The organism is Streptomyces bottropensis ATCC 25435 (assembly GCF_000383595.1).
In the GTDB taxonomy this organism is placed as follows: Bacteria; Actinomycetota; Actinomycetes; order Streptomycetales; family Streptomycetaceae; genus Streptomyces; species Streptomyces bottropensis.
On the sequence record NZ_KB911581.1, the window covers coordinates 5150401 to 5167940 of the forward strand.

Consider the following 17540-nt stretch of genomic DNA (forward strand, 5'->3'; position numbering starts at 1 on the left):
TTGCGGCGTGCACCGCACGGTCGAGCCGCACCTCCTTCCTTCCCGCCACGACCCCTCGCAACGACGCGGGGGCTGTTTCTGGAGGCGTCTGATGGCTCCCCTCTACGACATCGCCGTCGTCGGCTACGGACCGACCGGCCTCACCGCGGCGTCCCTGCTCGGCCGGCTCGGCCACCGGGTGGTGGTCTGCGAACGCTGGCCGGCCCTGTACGGACTGCCCCGGCTCACCCACATCGACGACGAGACCGCCCGCACCGTCCAGGCGGCGGGCGATGTCGACGAGGCGTTGCGCGACTCGTCGATGTGTCAGTACCTGTGGGTCAACGGCAAGGGTGAGACCCTGGTGAACATCCCGGCGAACCCCAGTGGCCCGATGGGGTACCCGGATCACATCTCCATGTACCAGCCGGATGTGGAGAGCTCGATCGACAAGCGGCTGCGCGGCTACGGCACGGTCGACCTGCGTCAGGGTTGGGCGGTCACCGGCCTCGATCAGGACGACGACGGCGTGACCTTGCGCCTGCGCGGCTGGAACGCCGACGCGTACGCCGCCGACGGACCGCACGCAGATGTCCGGGCCCGCTATGTGATCGCCGCCGACGGCAGCCGCAGCGGGGTACGCGAACTGCTCGGCGTGGAGCGCCAGGACTTCGGCTTCAACGAGCAGTGGGTCAACGTCGACGCCGAGTGGCTGCGCCCCCAGCCGCCGGAGTTCGCGTACGGCACCCAGTACTGCGATCCCGCCCGCGGGCACATGACCATCAACATCGGTCACACCCGTCAGCGCTTCGAATTCGCCCTGCTGCCGGGCGAGACCCGCGAGGAGATGATGGAACCGGAGGCCGCCTGGCGACTCCTACGGGACTACCACGACCTGGGTCCGGAGGACGTGCGGATCACCCGCCGGCTGGTCTACGGCTTCGAGGCGCGCATCGCCACTCGCTGGCGGACCGGCCGGGTCTTCCTGGCCGGCGACGCCGCCCACACCATGCCCCCCTACCTCGGCCAGGGAGCCTGCAGCGGCCTGCGCGACGCCACCAACCTCGCGTGGAAGCTGCACCTGGTACTCGGCGGCCTGGCACCGGACACGCTTCTGGACACCTACGAGAGCGAGCGCCGCCCGCACGTCACGATCCTCACCCACGCGGCGATCGGCCTCGGCAAGGTCGCCAATATGCATGACGTCGAGGCAGCGGCGGCCCGGGACGCGGCCTTCTTCGCCGGTAAGGTGCCCCCTCCGCCCCCATTCCCGCCCCTTGCCCACGGAGTGCTGCGGCCGGGCACGGACGCGCCGGTCGGCACCCTCACACCGCAGGGCCGCATCCGTCTGCCCGACGGGCGCACCGGGCGCTTCGACGACCTGACCGGATACGGCTTCGCCCTGGTCACGGCCGAGGATCCCACCGCCGCCCTCGGGCCGGAGCGGCTCGCCCTGCTGGAGCGCCTGGGTTGCGCCGTGGTCGTCCTCGACACGGTCGACGACCTCGACGGACGTCACCGGGAGTACCTCCAACTGCTCGGCGCGGTCGCGTATCTGGCGCGCCCGGACTTCGTCCTGTTCGGCACCGCCGTCGACAGCACCGGCATCGGCGCGCTCGTCGACGCCCTCGACACCGCGCTGACCGCGCCCGTGAAGGTGATGGCATGACCGAGAAGCAGGAAACGCCCACGCTGCCGCCTCTGGTCGCCGCCCAGCACCGGGCCATGCCCTTCACCCGGCTCACCGACTGCGGCATGGATCCCGCCGATGCCCGCCGCCTGCTCGCCGACACCGCGGCCGGGACACCGTGGCCGGACGCCGCTGCGACCCTTGCTGAGCAACAGCTCGAACGGGCCCGGCGCGCGCAGGAGTCGGGACACCGCACGACCGCCCGGCAGGCATACCGGTTCGCCGCCGCGGCCCTGATGTTCGCGCAGATGGCGTACCAGACCGACACCCCGGAGAAACGGGAGCTGTACGCCCGGCACACGGCCGTGGTCGCCGCTCTCGCACCCTGGGTGGAGCGTGTGGAGATCCCGCACCGCGACGGCGTTCTCGGCGGCTGGCTGTGCCTGCCGACCGGCACGCCCCGCGCCACCGTGATCGTGTGGGGTGGGCTCAGCAGCTGGGGGGCCGCGTATCTGCCGGTAGCCGAGGCCTACACCGCGCGCGGCCTGGCCTGTCTGCTGGTGGAAGGGCCTGGCCAGGGCGAGTCACGGCTGCGCCACGGGCTGTACGTCGATGCACGCGTCATCGACGGCTTCGCCGGCTTCGTCGACGTGGTCGAGGTCGATCCTCGCCTCGGCGGCCCCATCGGTGTCCAGGGCATCAGTTTCGGCGGTCTGTTCGCCGCCCATCTGGCCGCGGCGGACTCGCGCGTCGCCGCGGTGGTCGTCAACGGTGCTCCGGCGGCACCCGCCGTCCCCGAATTCCGTACCGCCCGCGAGCAGATGTCAGCCGTGGTCGGCACGGACGAGCCGGGCCAGGTGACCGAGGTCATGGACAGCCTGCGCTTCGACCCGGACAAGCACCGCATCACCTGCCCGCTGCTCCTGCTGCACGGCGGCCAGGACCCCCTGGTTCGCTACGAGGAGCAGGAGCCGTTCCTGCGAGCCGCCGACCCCGCCACCTCCACGGTGCGGATCTGGCCCGACGGCGAGCACACCCTCTACAACCACGCGGCCGAACGCGACGCGCTCACCGGAGACTGGTTGACCGACCATCTCGTCGGCCGGGGCACCCCCGAGAGTTAGGGACACCAGGTGGACTTCACCGTCGAGACCGCCACCGACGCCGTGGTGAGCAGCTTCCGGGAGACCAAGGACCAGCGCCTGCGGCAGGTCATGGAGAGCCTGACCCGCCACCTCCACGACTTCGTGCGGGACATCGAACCCACGATGGCGGAATGGGAAGCCGCGATCGAGTTCCTCACCGCCGTCGGCCACAAGTGCGACGACACCCGCCAGGAGTTCGTCCTGCTCTCCGACGTCCTGGGCGTCTCCATGCTCGTCGAGACCCTGAACGGAGCCGAACACGGAACCGAGAGCACCGTCCTGGGTCCCTTCCACATGACCGTCTCGCCGCACCGCGAACTCGGCGACACCATCGACCTGTTGGGCACCGGCCCCCCGTGCGTCATCTCCGGCCGGGTCACGAGCGCCGACGGCACATCCCTGCCCGATGCCGAACTCGACGTCTGGCAGTGCACCGAGGAAGGCTTCTACGACGTGCAGCAGCCCGACGTGCAGCCACCGGGCAACGGGCGCGGTCTGTTCCGTACGGACGAGGAGGGCCGCTTCTGGTTCCGCGGCGTCGTCCCCTCGCACTACCCGATCCCGACCGACGGCCCGGTCGGCGGCCTGCTCCGCGCCACCGGCCGGCATCCCTACCGGCCCGCCCATGTGCACTTCATCGCGCGTGCCGACGGCCATCGGCCTGTCACCACCCACGCGTTCGTGGCGGGCAGCCCGTACATCGATTCCGACGCGGTCTTCGCCGTGAAACACGGCCTCATCACCGACTTCACCGAGTCGCATGACGAGCGGGACGCCGAACGCTTCGCCGTGACGGCGCCCTTCACCCACGCCACGTTCGACGTCGTCCTGGCCACAGCACCGGAGGCCGCACCGTGACCACCCAGCAGCCGAGTTTCACCTACGAAGCCTTGCCCATGAGAGTGGTCTTCGGCGCCGGCAGCCTTGCCCGCATCCCGCAGGAGGCGGAGCAACTCGGCCTGCGCCGGCTGCTGGTGCTGTCCACCCCGGTGCAGGAGAAGCTCGCCGAGCAAGCCGAGACGCTGCTCGGAAAAGCCTGCGTCGGACGCTTCACCGAAGCCCGGATGCATGTGCCCGCCGACGTCGTCGCGGCGGCCGTCAAGGCCGCGCGTGAGGTCGGCGCGGACGGGTGTCTGGCCATCGGCGGCGGTTCCACGATCGGCTTGGGCAAGGCCATCGCCCTGGAGACGGGGCTGCCCGTGATCAGTGTCCCGACCACCTACGCGGGCTCCGAGATGACCCCCATCTGGGGCCTTACCGAGAACGGCCGCAAACGGACCGGCCGCGACCGCTCGGTCCTGCCGCGCAGCGTGGTCTACGACCCCGAACTCACCCTCGGTCTCCCCATCGGCATGTCGGTGACCAGCGGCTTCAACGCCGTCGCCCACGCCGTCGAAGCCCTGTACGCCCCCGACGTCTCACCGATCATCTCCTTGATGGCCGAGGAAGGTGTCCGTTCTCTGGCCACGGCCCTGCCTGTCATCGTCGAGGACCCGCTGGGCCTTCAGGCGCGGTCGGACGCACTGCGGGGGGCCTGGCTGTGCGGATCCTGCCTGGGGGCCACCACGATGTCGCTGCACCACAAGCTCTGCCACATCCTCGGCGGCACCTTCGACCTGCCCCACGCCGAAACCCACACGGTCCTGCTCCCGTACGTCGCCGCCTTCAACCTCCCGTCGGCACCGGCAGCCGAACGCGCGCTGAGCCGTGCCCTGTCCACCGACGACGTGCCGGGGTACCTGGCCCGGACGAGCGTCGAACTCGGTGCCCCACGCTCCCTCGCCGACATCGGCCTGACCCAGGACGACGTGGACGAGGTCATCGGCCAGGCAGTGGACCGGCCGTATGCCAACCCGCGCCCGGTCACGTCCGATGCCCTTCGCCCTCTGCTCACGGCAGCGTTGAACGGCGCCCTCGCGCGCTGAGGGAAGCTTCAGGTCCGTCTCCCGCACGGTGGCACCCCTGGCCGCACACGCACAGGCCGAAAGAACCGAGCACCACCTCCCGGGGTACGACCTGCCGTACGGCGGCCTCTGCGTCGTTTCGCCTGCTCAGGAGGCGGTCCCACGGGACCGGCAAGGCCCGGCGGAGACGCCGGGGCTGTTCACTCTGTTGTGGGGCCGTCGCTGCCATGACGATGATCGCGCCGAGTGTGACGTGCGGCTGCAGCGCCGGTGCAGGTCTGTTCATTCTATGAACCATGGGGTTACACCGGCCTGGAAGGAGCCCGATGATGGCCAGGTGAGGACACAAGACGGCGAGTCGGTTCTGGCGAGGGTCGTGCGGATCTTCGAGGCGTTCACGCCGGAGGAGCCCGCCCTGACCGTCTCGGAGGTCTCCCGGCGTGCGGGGCTGCACGTGGCGACTGCCTCGCGCCTGGTGGCCGAGCTGGTCTCCTACGGGTTCCTCACTCGGGACGCCGACCGCCGGGTGCGAAGCGGAGTGCGCCTGTGGGAACTGGCCACACGAGCCTCGCCCACCCTGTCGCTGCGCAACGCGGCCATGCCGTTCATGGAGGGCGTCCACGACGTCGTCGGCCACCATGTGCAGCTCGGGGTGCTGGACGGCGACGAGGCGCTGTTCCTGGAGCGGCTGACGGCGCCGCGCGCCGTCATCAACTACACCCGCATCGCGGGCCGCCTGCCGCTGCACGCCTCCTCCAGCGGCCTGGTCCTCCTCGCCCACGGACCTGCTGACCTCCGTCGACGCGTGCTCGATGGACGCCTGCACCGCTACACCCCGAACACCCCCGCCACCACCGCGCGGCTGCGGGCCGTTCTGGCCGGTGTGCGGCAGCAGGGGTACGTGTACTGCCCGGGATATGTGCATCAGGACGCCCTGGGCGTGGCAGCGCCGGTGCGTGACGCGAGCGGTGAGGTGGTGGCCGCACTGGCGGTGATCGTCCCCAACGAGGCGGGGGCCTCGTCCGTCGTGCCCGTGGTGCGGGCGGCGGCACGCGGTATCTCCCGTGCGCTCGGGGCACCGGATGCTCCGAGGTGGGGCGGCCGAGAGCCTGGTGACTCACCTGACGGTGGGGCAACGGCCGTATGACAGCCGGCGGATGTTCGTCTCTCACTGATTGAGAATGCCGTCGCGCCCGCCCGTCGTCGCCGCGCATCCTGCGTGCAATCCAACGACGGGAGGCGGCAACATGGTCGGAACCAGCGTGGTCACGGATGCCGGAAGCGGCGGCGGTCCGGGACGGCCGGCGCCGAGGAGCGCGGCGACTCTGACCGTCTCCGCCAAGGAGGCCATCGCCGAGGGCGTCGTGTCACTCACCCTCACCCACGCGGACGGTTCCCGGCTCCCGGACTGGACACCGGGGTCCCACATCGACCTGCTGCTGCCCGAGGGGACGACCCGGCAGTACTCCCTGTGCGGCGACCGATGGGACCCGGGCACTTACAGGATCGCCGTGCTGCGGGAGCCCGCGGGCCGGGGAGGCTCCGCTTACATACACGACCGGTTGTGCCCGGGGGACCGCGTCGGGGTCGGCGGCCCACGCAATCACTTCCCCCTCGTACCGTCGGAGAAATACCTCTTCATCGCAGGCGGCATCGGCATCACGCCGTTGCTGCCCATGGTCCGGCAGGCCGAACTGCTCGGGGCGGACTGGCAGTTGCTCTACGGAGGGCGTACGCGGTCGTCCATGGCCTTTGGCGAGGAGCTGACGGCCGCCCACAGCGAACGGGTGCACATCGTGCCGCAGGACGAACTCGGGATGCTGGACCTGGCGGCCTGGCTGGGCACCCCGCGGCCGGACACCAAGGTGTACTCCTGCGGCCCGGCCCCGCTGCTCGCCGCCGTCGAAGCGGCCTGCGTGGCGTGGCCGCCGTACGCCCTGCGCACCGAGCGTTTCACCACCGCCGCGCGGACCCCGCCGGTCCGCAAGGCGTCCTTCGAGGTGGAACTGCGGCGCACCGGACGCACGACCACGGTCACCCCGGACGTGTCCGTGCTGGAGGCGGTGCGCCGGACAGGGGCGGACGTGCTGTCCTCCTGCGAGCAGGGCACCTGTGGCACGTGTCTGACACCGGTGCTGGAGGGACAGCCGGACCACCGGGACTCGATTCTCGCCGACCACGAAAGGGCCGCGAACGACTGCATGTTCGTGTGCGTGTCGCGGTCCTGCGGCGACCGTCTCGTCCTCGATCTCTGAGGCCGCTGGCCGCTGGCCGCTCTCTGACCTCTGAGACCTCTCCACTTCCCAAGGAGCCCTGATGACCGAGGCACTGGAGCGGGCCGTCGTGCCGCCTGTCAGTGACGTCGACCCGTTCGCCCACGAGGTCCTGGTGGACCCCGAACCGCTGCACCGGGCGCTGCGCGAGGCCGGTCCGGTGGTCTACCTCTCCCGCCATGACGCGTACGCGCTGGCCCGCTACGAGCAGGTGCGTGCCGCACTGGTGGACTGGCAGCACTTCGAGTCGGGCTCGGGTGTGGGTCTGGCCAACTTCCGGCACGAGGAGCCGTGGCGCCCGCCGAGCCTGTTGCTGGAGGCGGACCCGCCCCGCCATGACGCTCCGCGCCGGGTGCTGCGGGAGATCCTCGCCCCACCCGCCCTGCGTCGCCTGCGGGAGAACTGGCAATCCGTGGCGGAGGAAGTCGTCACGCAAGTCCTCGCACAGGGAGACGAGTTCGACGGTTTCACGGCGCTGGCAGAGGCGTTCCCCCTGCGGGCCTTCCCGGACGCGGTGGGCCTCGGGCCGGACGGCCGGGAGAACCTCCTGCCGTACGGCAACATGGTCTTCAATGCCTTCGGCCCTCGCAACGACCTCGTCAAGCGGGACGCGCACCAGCTGGCCGAACTGTCGGCATGGGTCAACGCCCAGTGCCGGCGCGAGGCGTTGAGCGAGGACGGTTTCGGGGCTGCCATCTGGGCGGCCGTCGACCGTGGAGATCTCACGCACGAGCAGGCGCCGCTGGTGGTGCGCTCCCTGCTCTCGGCCGGTGTCGACACTACCGTGCACGGACTCGCGGCCTGCCTGTACGCCTTCGCCACCCACCCCGGGGAATGGCAACGGCTCCGGGAAAGGCCGGAGTTGGCGCGAGCCGCGTTCGACGAGGCGGTGCGCTGGCAGTCGCCGGTGCAGACCTTCTTCCGCACCGCCACCACCGACGTCACCGTCGCCGGCACGGTCATCCCCGCGGACACGAAGATCCTCATGTTCCTCGGCGCGGCCAACCGGGACCCGGACCGCTGGAACGACCCCGACCGCTTCGACCCGACCCGGGATCCCTCGGGCCACGTCGGCTTCGGCATGGGCATCCATCAGTGCATCGGCCAGCACGTGGCCCGGCTGGAGGCCGAAGCGCTGCTGACCGCGCTGGCCCGACGCGTCGAGCGGTTCGAGCTGACCGGCACTCCGCGCCGCCACCCCAACAACACCCTGCGCTCATGGGCGTCCCTGCCCCTGCGCGTCCAGCCCGTGTGAGCAGGAGGGGATCCAGCAATGTCCCAGCAGGTACGAGGCGTCGTCGCGAGGGCGCAGGGCGAGCCGGTCGCCATCGAGACGATCGTGATCCCCGATCCGGGGCCGGCGGAGGCGGTGGTAAGCATCCAGGCGTGCGGGGTGTGTCACACCGACCTCCACTACCGGGAGGGCGGCATCAACGACGAGTTCCCGTTCCTGCTCGGCCACGAGGCGGCCGGGATCGTCGAGTCGATCGGTGAGGGCGTCACGGACGTGACGCCCGGCGACTTCGTGATCCTCAACTGGCGTGCCGTGTGCGGCCAGTGCCGGGCGTGTCTGCGCGGCAGGCCCTGGTACTGCTTCGACACCCACAACGCCGGGCAGAAGATGACTCTGCTGGACGGCACGGAGCTGTCTGCGGCGCTGGGCATCGGCGCGTTCGCGGAGAAGACGCTGGTGGCGGCCGGGCAGTGCACCAAGGTCGACCCGGCCGCGTCGCCGGCCGCAGCAGGCCTGCTGGGCTGTGGCGTGATGGCGGGCATCGGCGCGGCGATCAACACCGGCGACGTCGGGCGTGGTGACAGCGTGGCGGTCATCGGCTGCGGCGGCGTCGGTGACGCTGCGATCGCCGGGTCCCGGCTGGCGGGCGGCGCGAAGATCATCGCGGTGGACATCGACTCATCGAGGCGGTCGGCAGCCCGGAGACGTACCGGCCTTCTACGCCCGCGACCTGGCCGGGACGGTCGTCCTCGTCGGCGTACCCACGCCCGAAATGGCACTCGAACTGCCGCTGCTGGAAGTCTTCGGCCGCGGCGGGGTGCTGAAGTCCTCCTGGTACGGCGACTGCCTGCCCGGCCGCGACTTCCCCATGCTCATCGACCTCTATCTGCAGGGCCGTCTCGACCTGGACGCCTTCGTCACCGAGACCATCGCACTGGACGATGTGGAGAAGGCCGTGGAGCGGATGCACGGTGGCGAGGTGCTGCGCTCGGTGGTGGTGCTGTGATGGCCGGTGCCCGCGTCGAACGTCTCGTCACCTCGGGGACGTTTCCCTGGACGGCGGTACCTGGGACGTCGACGACAACGTCTGGATCGCACGCCGAGGCCGGCCGGGAGCGGCTACGGGCCCGGGGCGGAGGAGGCCGGGGAACCGTGGCGGGACCGGGGTCCCCAGCTGCTCAGGACGGCGTCCTTCGCAAGTGCGCGAGCCCGGCTGCGGCTCACGCCCGGGCCCGCGACGAAGCGGTGCCGGGCGTCGCCCTGATCGTGCTGCACCGGCTGACCCCGGCTCCCTGCCACCGCCCGGCAGCCATCCGGACGCCTTCATGCGCCTTCCATCCCCGTGCGCCGGCCTCAGGCAGCCGGGGAGGATCGGTGTGGAAACACACGCGGAGCGCACCGGAGGCTGTCCGCGCGGCGCACGCGGCTGAGCCCAGTTCGGATACTGCAAAGCGACGGCCCTCGGTCCATCGTCGTGACGTTCGTGCTCCTGCGGCAGCGGGCCACGGCCGCCAGATGACCCGGCAGTCGAGGGCGATTGGGCCCGTGCGGGACCGGGCGCCCGCTGTCTGCCCATGTCGTGGTGGGCGGGTCGGGGGATCGGGGTGGGCGGTTATATTCGGAGGGTGATCGACAGGGATGGGCATGGTTCTGGGTCGGCGGGGCGGCGGCGTCATCGGCGCTCGGCTGATCCCAGTCGTCGACATGATCCGGAGCTGACGCGTCAGAGCATCATGGATGCGGCGAACGAGGAGTTCGGGGAGCACGGTTTCAAGGGGGCCCGTGTGGAGCGGATCGCTGCGGCGGCTGGTGTGAACCATTCGTTGATCACTTACCACTTCGGTGGCAAGCAGGGTCTTTATGATGCTGTGGCCGAGCGGTGGATCACCAGGGGCGCGACGATGATGAGCGGTGCGGAGCCGTTCGCTGAGATCGTCCGGGATTTCGTGCGCTGGGAGCATGAGGAGAAGGTGTCGATCATCCGCACGCTGGTCCGTGGGGAGCTCGACGGCGGGCCTCCGCCTCCCGAGGCGTGGGCGGCCCGGCTGCTCGATGTCGTCGACGAAACCCGCAGACGGCAGGCTCGGGGTGAGATCCGGGCCGATCTGGATGTCGGCGCGTTGACGCTGGCGTTCTTCACCGCGGCGATGGCGCCGGAGATCCTGCCGCAGTTGGCCGCGACCGTCACGGGTGCGGATCCGGCCTCCGCGGAGTTCATCGACCGTTACGCCGAACAGCTGGCCCGCCTGGTCCACATACTCGCCGAAGTTCCCCAGGACGGACCGGGGAGCCGGACGGTGCCCCGGCCGGGTGCCGGCGAGACCCAGGACGAGGATCACCCCGACAACTGACGGCGCCCCAGCTCAGCGGGTGTCACAAGCGCGCACCGCACTGGTCCGCAAGGGGTCTCTGCTCTCCAGGGGGTCACTGCTCCGCAGGGGTTCGCATCGCCGTAGACCAGCACCCGGCTCGGCCGGCGCTTCCCGCCAGATGGTTCGCCTCACTTGCGCCTTGGTTCAGGCATCCTCGCTCCCTCTGATGCGTCCTTTCTTGAAGGGACGGCGACAGGGACAGCGCCTGGCGTGGGCGTCATCCGAACGGGTCGTACGAAACGCTTTCCGTTGAACGGAATCCGCCGTGTCGCCGCCAGCGGAAGCCACGCATCATGACTGCAAGGGGCTGCGTCGCCCGTCTGGCGGCCGGGGTGAGGTGCGTCGTTCGTCGAGGACACGGCGCTCGGGCTCTTCTCTCCCGCCGATCGAGCCGGGGACTGCACGCAGGGCCACTGTTCTTGAGGGGCCGCGCGGATGGCTGTGTGGGCAACGCTCACGGAACCTCCGGCCCCACGGAAAGGGAGTTGTGTCATGGCGGGACGTCTGGCGGGAAGAATTGCCGTGGTGACCGGCGGCAGCGCCGGGATCGGTCAGGAGATCGCCCGGAAGCTGTCGCTCGAAGGCGCCGACATCGCGGTCGCCGATGTCGACGCGACGGACGATACGCAGGGGTCTGTCGAGGGGAACGGCCGGCGGTTCTTCAGCGCGAAGGTCGATGTCTCCGACGAGGCCCAGGTGAACGCCTTCGCCGCAGAGGTCCGGGACGCGCTCGGCCCAGTCGACATCCTCGTGAACAACGCGGGCATCGTGCCCTTCGCCGGCATCGACGACGTGACGCTCGAGCAGTGGAGCCGGACCTTCGCGGTCAACGTGACCGGAGCCTTCTTGACGGCCAAGGCGTTCCTCGAGGACCTCAAGCAGTCCAGCGCCGGTCGAGTGATCAACATAACGTCCGGAAGCTACTGGGTGAGCCCGCCACCGTTTGTCGCGTACATCTCCTCCAAGGGTGCCCTCAACGGGTTCACCAACGTGCTGGCGGCCAACCTGGCGGAACACGATGTCACGGTCAACGCGGTCTCTCCCAGCCTGGTCCCCACAGCCGCAGCGCTCCGGAGCGCGGGCGAGGCGTTCTTCGACATGACCGTACAGATGCAGGATCTGAAACGACGACAGAGTCCGACGGACGTCGCCAACACGGTGGCGTTTCTCGCCTCCGACGAAGCCGCGTTCATCACCGGCCAGATCCTCGCCGTCGACGGAGGGCTCACGCGTCGCTGACAGCGCGCCGTCGTAGCGCGCGTCTCCGCTGTCGGCACCGGCCTGGTCCGCTGCGGCACGAGCGCGGTCGGCCAGATCGGCCGGCACATGGATCGAGACCTCTCCGAACCGGTGGGCGATCGGCAGCGGTGCGGTGGCTGAGTCGGTCAGTCGGCGGAGCTGCGGCTCGCGATGAGGAAGGCCCACGTGGCACCGGTGCGGTCGACCGTGGCGGCCGGAGTCGTGCGGACAGTTGCCCGTGGAGCAACGACACGTGTGGTGCAAGCGTCCGATGGCGCCGTGAGATGGTGTCCGCGGCTCGTCGCACGGCGGGTGCCAGCCGGTCCACCTGTTCCGCTTCCGGTGCGAGAACGCCGAGTGCCGCGACGAACCGGTGCTCGGCGTCGAGGACCGGAGCGGCGACCGATGCCCTTCCGGCTGTGAGTTCACCTTGTGAGCAGCCGATCCGTGCGTCCAGCACCTTGGTCAGCTCGGCTTCCGGTCTGCCGGGGCCGGCGAAACGTCCACATGGTGTACCGGCGAGCGACGCGGACCGCGGGAGGCCGCGGACGCCGGGGCCGTGGGCACGTCCTGGGCGCCGTAGCCCTGGATCCAGCTGCTGCTCGGGCGGTTATATTCGGAGGGTGATCGACAGGGATGGGCATGGTTCTGGGTCGGCGGGGCGGCGGCGTCATCGGCGCTCGGCTGATCCCAGTCGTCGACATGATCCGGAGCTGACGCGTCAGAGCATCATGGATGCGGCGAACGAGGAGTTCGGGGAGCACGGTTTCAAGGGGGCCCGTGTGGAGCGGATCGCTGCGGCGGCTGGTGTGAACCATTCGTTGATCACTTACCACTTCGGTGGCAAGCAGGGTCTTTATGATGCTGTGGCCGAGCGGTGGATCACCAGGGGCGCGACGATGATGAGCGGTGCGGAGCCGTTCGCTGAGATCGTCCGGGATTTCGTGCGCTGGGAGCATGAGGAGAAGGTGTCGATCATCCGCACGCTGGTCCGTGGGGAGCTCGACGGCGGGCCTCCGCCTCCCGAGGCGTGGGCGGCCCGGCTGCTCGATGTCGTCGACGAAACCCGCAGACGGCAGGCTCGGGGTGAGATCCGGGCCGATCTGGATGTCGGCGCGTTGACGCTGGCGTTCTTCACCGCGGCGATGGCGCCGGAGATCCTGCCGCAGTTGGCCGCGACCGTCACGGGTGCGGATCCGGCCTCCGCGGAGTTCATCGACCGTTACGCCGAACAGCTGGCCCGCCTGGTCCACATACTCGCCGAAGTTCCCCAGGACGGACCGGGGAGCCGGACGGTGCCCCGGCCGGGTGCCGGCGAGACCCAGGACGAGGATCACCCCGACAACTGACGGCGCCCCAACCGCACTTGGACCAGCTCCTGCCCGGCCTCGTTGAGCACGCAGACCCGCGTAGTGGCGTCCTGGACGGCGAACGCCGCGCGCTCGGGGAAGCAGGCGATGCCGCAGAACGGCCTGCTGCGGCGTGCATCAGACGGCGCAGCAGGGCATATCGGCGCTCACGGCTGCGAGTGACGCGGCTTCAGTCCGTTCGACGGCGGCGACACTCTGTCCGATGCGGTCGGCGGGATGATGGGTGACTCGTTCACAGGTCCAGCTCCAGGATGGGCGAGAGCGCCCGGGACGAGCAGGTCGCGAACATGCCTTCGGCCTGCTCGTCGGCGGTGAGCACGTCGTCGCGGTGGTCGGGGTCGCCCGCCAGCACCCGCACGACGCAATCCCCGCAGATGCCCTGCTGGCATGAGTACGGCGCGTCCACGCCCTTCTCCAGCAGCACATCGAGCACGCTGCGCCCCTCGGGGACGAGGTACTCGGCCCCCGTCGAGGCCAGGCGTACGGTGAAGCCGCCCGAGCCGGCTGCACCGGGTTCCGAGACGGGCCGGGCGCTGCTGAACCGCTCCTTGTGCAGGACATGCGGTGGCCAGCCCAGCGCTTCGGCCTTGGCCAGCACGTAATCCATGAACCCTGCCGGGCCACAGACGTAGGCCGCCGTGTCCTGGTGGGGATCGCCGAGGTCACGCTCCATGTCCAGCATCTGCTCCGGGCGCTCGTCATCGAAGTGAAAGGCGACACGGGGGTTGCCTGTCAGCTCCGAAACGAAGGCCGCGCGAGTGCGGCTGCGCGCACAGTAGTGCAGCGCGTAGTCGCCGCCGGCCTGTTCGAGGTGGCGCACCATCGCCAGCAGCGGGGTGATGCCGATGCCACCTGCGATCAGCAGATGCCGTTGGGCCGTGACGAGGGGGAAGCGGTTGCGCGGCGCCGAGATCCGCAGCCGGTCGCCCACCCTGAGCGCGTGCATGGCCCGCGAACCACCGCGGGACCGGGGCTCGTTCAACACTGCCAGGCGGTACCGTCCGGTCCCGGGCGGCCCGCACAGCGAGTACTGGCGGACCAGTCCGGAGTCGGTCAGCACATCGATGTGCGCGCCCGCGGTGTAGGCCGGGAACTCGGCCTCCTCGCCCGGGGCGAGGTCGATCACCGCGACATCCTGGGTCGCGAGGAAGTGGGAGACCACCACCGCTTCCGTCCACGTCACAGCCAGTCTCTCCTCAGGCTCCGGCCACGGGCACAGCCGCCGCGGTGTCTTCCCCTGTCCCCGTGGGCACCGTGTACACCCCGGAGTCGACATGGCGCGGCGGCTCCTCGGCCATGCTCACGTTCAGCGGGTCGCGTCCGGCCTCCACGTCGTCGATCATGGTCTTCAGCATCCTGCGGAGCATCACCACGCCGCGGTCGGTTGTCGCCAGGGTCTCCTCGGAATGCATCGGGATCGCTCCCTGAGAGCCCTGTGCCTCACCGTCGCCGGGGAACCGCTGGCGTTCCTCCTCGGTCAGTTCCCACGGGTTCTTGCCGTTCTGCGTGAGGCCGAAGGCGAACCGGACCACTCGCTCCGGATCGCTGGACCGGATGGAGAAGAACACCCGGTGGTGGGTGTCGTCCATCGGGACGACCCACATGATGTGGTCGGGTCGCTTGTCGGTGGGCAGGTCCACGTAGTCCGGCAGCCCGAAGACGTTCGGCATGTGAAGTTCCACGCGGAAGGTCCGCAGTCGCGGGTCGCCGTTCTCCGCCTTGTCCCGGATGAGCTCGTCGTACTTGGCTCCGTACTGGGTCCTGGTGTACGTGATGCTGTCCTGGAAGGCGTCGGGCTCGTAGAAGTTCTCGGGGAGGCCGGTGGTGCCCGTCCCCAGGGCCTGGTAGCCGCTGTGCGTGGAGTGCAGCCAGCTGACGTGCGACGGATCGAGCGCGTTCTCGTACATGTTCAGCCAGCTGAAGTCGGACACCAGGCCGGTCGGGGACAGCCCGGGAATCGGCCACGCGGCGTAGTACTGATCGCCCTCTTCCAGGGGTTCCAGGGCGGTGTATCGGGGGAGGGCGGGCTTGCGCTCGGGCGGTCCCATGTAGACGAACACGAGGCCGTACCGCTCCTCGACCGGGTACCACGGCTGGCGCGCGGCGTCGCGGCGGCGGCCACGGTCGGGTTCGAGGGCCTGCTCCAGGCAGTTCCCCCGGACGTCGAACTTCCATCCGTGGTAACAGCAGCGGATGCCGTCCTGCTCGACACGGCCGTAGAACAGGCTGCTGCCGCGGTGCGCGCACCGCTCGAAGACGACGCCGGGGCGGCCCTGCCCGTCACGGAAGACGACCAGGTCCTCGCCCAGGACGCGCGTACGGTGCGGAACGTCGCTGGTGAGCGTCGCCGACGTCGCGATCGGGTGCCAGTACCGCCGCAGCAGCTCACCCATCGGCGTGCCCGGACCGACTTCGGCCAGTCGTGCGTCGTATGACGGTGTCGTGCGGCCGTAACCGGTACCGGTGTCCGCAGGGGTTGTCTCAGTCATGTCGATCTCCTCGACGTTGAGGGCAGCGAAATAGCCGACGGAATGTCGTCACCGTCGCCTTCGAGGGCCACGGTGAGTAGTCCTCTGGCGAGTGCGAGGTTCTTCAGGTGTTCCGCCCGTCGGTGTGCACGTCGACGAGCCGGGTTCGGATGGGGATCGGTCGCCGGCACGATGCCCCCGCTCAGACGTACGCGCTTCGGGGAAGGTGAGGCATACCAGCGGTCTTTGCGCAGGTGCCGGTCGGAGAACAGGCCGGGAGTACGGGCAACGCCCCGTCCCACGGCGGCCGTTGCATCACGCGACGACCACGTGCGCGCGATGTCGTGACTGAGCGGTTCCCTCATGGCGTTACCTCTCCTCGGGCGGAATCGCGGAGTCCCGGCCGGGTCGCACTCGCGTGCTGCTGATCAGGCTCACTTGGGGTTTCGGGCCTTGCGCGGCTCCACGCTGTCGAACTCGCGACACCTGTGACCACAGGGGGATGGACAGCGGCGACGCGGCGCTGTCGGGCAGGTCCTGGACGACAGCCCTACCTCTGCTCGAACGGCAACGTAGCACCGCGAAGCTCCTGTGATTAATACTTCTGACAAAAGTTTGTCAGAAAATCCGACATGGCGTGCGGCACGCGTCCGCAGAGCGATGGGACGCCGCTGACGCCACCCACGTGGAGGGTGACCTCATGCAGATTCGCGGTCGAAGCCGTGTGTGTGCGGACCGGGCCCGTGCTCCCGCTTCAGCCGCTCCCAGCGGGCAGGGGTCAGCCGTTATGCCGACGCCCGCACTGCCGAGCGCGACGCGTCCGCTACTCCAGACGCACGCGCTCCCGAGACGACGCACTTCCGCTTCTCCTCCCGGGGCGTCAGTGCGTCCCTGCGTGGATACGGCTCGACGACGTCCTACCGCACGTATCGAGAACCGTCGTTCCCTGACTGACAGACAGCGGCCGCGAGTTCGACTTCAGCGACGACTCATGACGAAGCTCGTACCGGTCAGTTCCTCGGACAGCGCCCAGAGGCGCTTCGCCGCCGCCGGATCGCTGGCGGCCGCGGTCGGGCTGACCAGTGCCGGGCCGCCGCGCATCCCGGAGATGCCGTCCGGCCCGACGTAACTCGCACCGGGAAGGTCCTCGGTCGCGGCGAAGAGCGTCGGCAGGGCACCGGCCGAGGCATCTTGCGCGATCACCCGGATGAACATGCGCAGCATCGGGTTCGGGGTGCGCAGCAGATCTGTCGCCGCGAGGCCGGGATGCGCGGCGAGCGCACGCACGGGTGATCCGATCTCGCTGAGCCGTCGCTGCAGTTCCAGCGTGAAGAGCAGGTTTGCCAGCTTGGACTGGCCGTACGCCTTCCGGGCGTTGTAGGCGCCGGTGAGGTTCGGGTTGTCGAAGTCGATTCCGCTCACCCACCGGTGCGCGGCGGCGGAGACCGTCACGACGCGGTCGGTGATGTGCGGCAGCAGCAGATTGGTGAGCGCGAAGTGGCCGAGATGGTTGGTGCCGAGGTGCGTCTCGAAGCCGTCCTCGGTGCGCCCCTCCGGCGCCATCATCACGCCCGCGTTGTTGATCAGCAGGTCGAGGTCGCCGTCCCAGGAGGCGGCGAACTGCCGCACTGACGCGAGGTCGGCGAGATCGAGGCGGCGGACCTCGTGGCTGCCTGGGACCGCGGCTGCGGCCTCCCTGCCCTTGTCGAGGTCGCGCACGGCGAGGACCACGTGCGCGCCGGCTCTGCCCAGCGCCTGCGCCGTAGGTATGCCCAGGCCACTGTTCGCGCCGGTGACGACCGCGGTGCGGCCGGTCAGGTCAGGCATGTCGCTGATCTTCCAAGTGGCGGACATGGACTGCTCTTTTCGCTTCGGTGGTGGGGGCTCGCGGGCTGACGCCGGTGAGCCATTCGCTCATGGGAATCA

The 17540-nt window shown here is 69.9% G+C and carries 13 protein-coding genes and 1 pseudogene; 11 read left to right on the forward strand and 3 right to left on the reverse strand.

Annotated elements, in window-relative coordinates; all coding sequences use genetic code 11:
* The first annotated feature begins 91 nt into the window (after positions 1-91).
* From mhpA to STRBO_RS0122905, 11 genes and pseudogenes are all read left to right on the forward strand, one after another.
* Complete coding sequence (mhpA, locus tag STRBO_RS0122840; RefSeq protein ID WP_005473376.1) at positions 92-1648, forward strand: bifunctional 3-(3-hydroxy-phenyl)propionate/3-hydroxycinnamic acid hydroxylase MhpA; 1557 nt, start codon at positions 92-94, stop codon at positions 1646-1648.
* On the forward strand, positions 1645-2733 hold the full coding sequence (locus STRBO_RS0122845; protein WP_005473375.1) for an alpha/beta hydrolase family protein: 1089 nt from the start codon (positions 1645-1647) through the stop codon (positions 2731-2733). Before mhpA ends, STRBO_RS0122845 begins: the two co-directional genes overlap by 4 nt.
* A gap of 9 nt (positions 2734-2742) precedes the next feature.
* Positions 2743-3612 (forward strand): dioxygenase family protein, encoded by an 870-nt coding sequence (locus STRBO_RS0122850; RefSeq protein ID WP_005473374.1) that lies wholly within the window; start codon positions 2743-2745, stop codon positions 3610-3612.
* A complete protein-coding gene (locus tag STRBO_RS0122855) occupies positions 3609-4679 on the forward strand; it encodes a maleylacetate reductase (protein ID WP_005473373.1) in 1071 nt (356 codons plus the stop codon). The genes STRBO_RS0122850 and STRBO_RS0122855 overlap by 4 nt, the downstream gene beginning before the upstream one ends.
* Positions 4680-4995: 316 nt before the next feature.
* Positions 4996-5805, forward strand: a complete 810-nt coding sequence (locus tag STRBO_RS0122860) for an IclR family transcriptional regulator (protein ID WP_037627500.1) — start codon at positions 4996-4998, stop codon at positions 5803-5805.
* Between the two features lie 100 nt (positions 5806-5905).
* On the forward strand, positions 5906-6913 hold the full coding sequence (locus tag STRBO_RS0122865) for a PDR/VanB family oxidoreductase (protein ID WP_005473371.1): 1008 nt from the start codon (positions 5906-5908) through the stop codon (positions 6911-6913).
* 61 nt (positions 6914-6974) lie between these two features.
* A complete protein-coding gene (locus STRBO_RS0122870; protein ID WP_005473370.1) occupies positions 6975-8186 on the forward strand; it encodes a cytochrome P450 in 1212 nt (403 codons plus the stop codon).
* A gap of 18 nt (positions 8187-8204) precedes the next feature.
* A pseudogene (locus tag STRBO_RS40365) lies at positions 8205-9171 on the forward strand (alcohol dehydrogenase catalytic domain-containing protein).
* Positions 9172-9790: 619 nt separating this feature from the next.
* On the forward strand, positions 9791-10516 hold the full coding sequence (locus tag STRBO_RS0122890; protein ID WP_245170602.1) for a TetR/AcrR family transcriptional regulator: 726 nt from the start codon (positions 9791-9793) through the stop codon (positions 10514-10516).
* A 513-nt stretch (positions 10517-11029) separates the two neighbouring features.
* Positions 11030-11776 (forward strand): SDR family NAD(P)-dependent oxidoreductase, encoded by a 747-nt coding sequence (locus STRBO_RS0122895; protein ID WP_028796805.1) that lies wholly within the window; start codon positions 11030-11032, stop codon positions 11774-11776.
* A gap of 623 nt (positions 11777-12399) precedes the next feature.
* The gene (locus tag STRBO_RS0122905; RefSeq protein WP_245170602.1) at positions 12400-13125 is read left to right on the forward strand and encodes a TetR/AcrR family transcriptional regulator; all 726 of its coding nucleotides are present in this window, start codon (positions 12400-12402) and stop codon (positions 13123-13125) included.
* A 253-nt stretch (positions 13126-13378) separates the two neighbouring features.
* On the opposite strand, the gene STRBO_RS0122910 is transcribed toward STRBO_RS0122905, so the two are convergent.
* The 3 genes from STRBO_RS0122910 to STRBO_RS0122925 all read right to left on the reverse strand — a co-directional run bounded on the left by STRBO_RS0122910 (position 13379) and on the right by STRBO_RS0122925 (position 17468).
* Positions 13379-14329 carry a PDR/VanB family oxidoreductase gene (locus tag STRBO_RS0122910; RefSeq protein ID WP_005476084.1) on the reverse strand — a complete coding sequence of 317 codons (951 nt, stop codon included), beginning with the start codon at positions 14327-14329 and terminating at the stop codon, positions 13379-13381.
* A 13-nt stretch (positions 14330-14342) separates the two neighbouring features.
* The gene (locus STRBO_RS0122915) at positions 14343-15635 is read right to left on the reverse strand and encodes a Rieske 2Fe-2S domain-containing protein (protein WP_020114825.1); all 1293 of its coding nucleotides are present in this window, start codon (positions 15633-15635) and stop codon (positions 14343-14345) included.
* 957 nt (positions 15636-16592) lie between these two features.
* Positions 16593-17468, reverse strand: a complete 876-nt coding sequence (locus STRBO_RS0122925) for an oxidoreductase (RefSeq protein ID WP_005476093.1) — start codon at positions 17466-17468, stop codon at positions 16593-16595.
* Positions 17469-17540 lie beyond the last annotated feature (72 nt).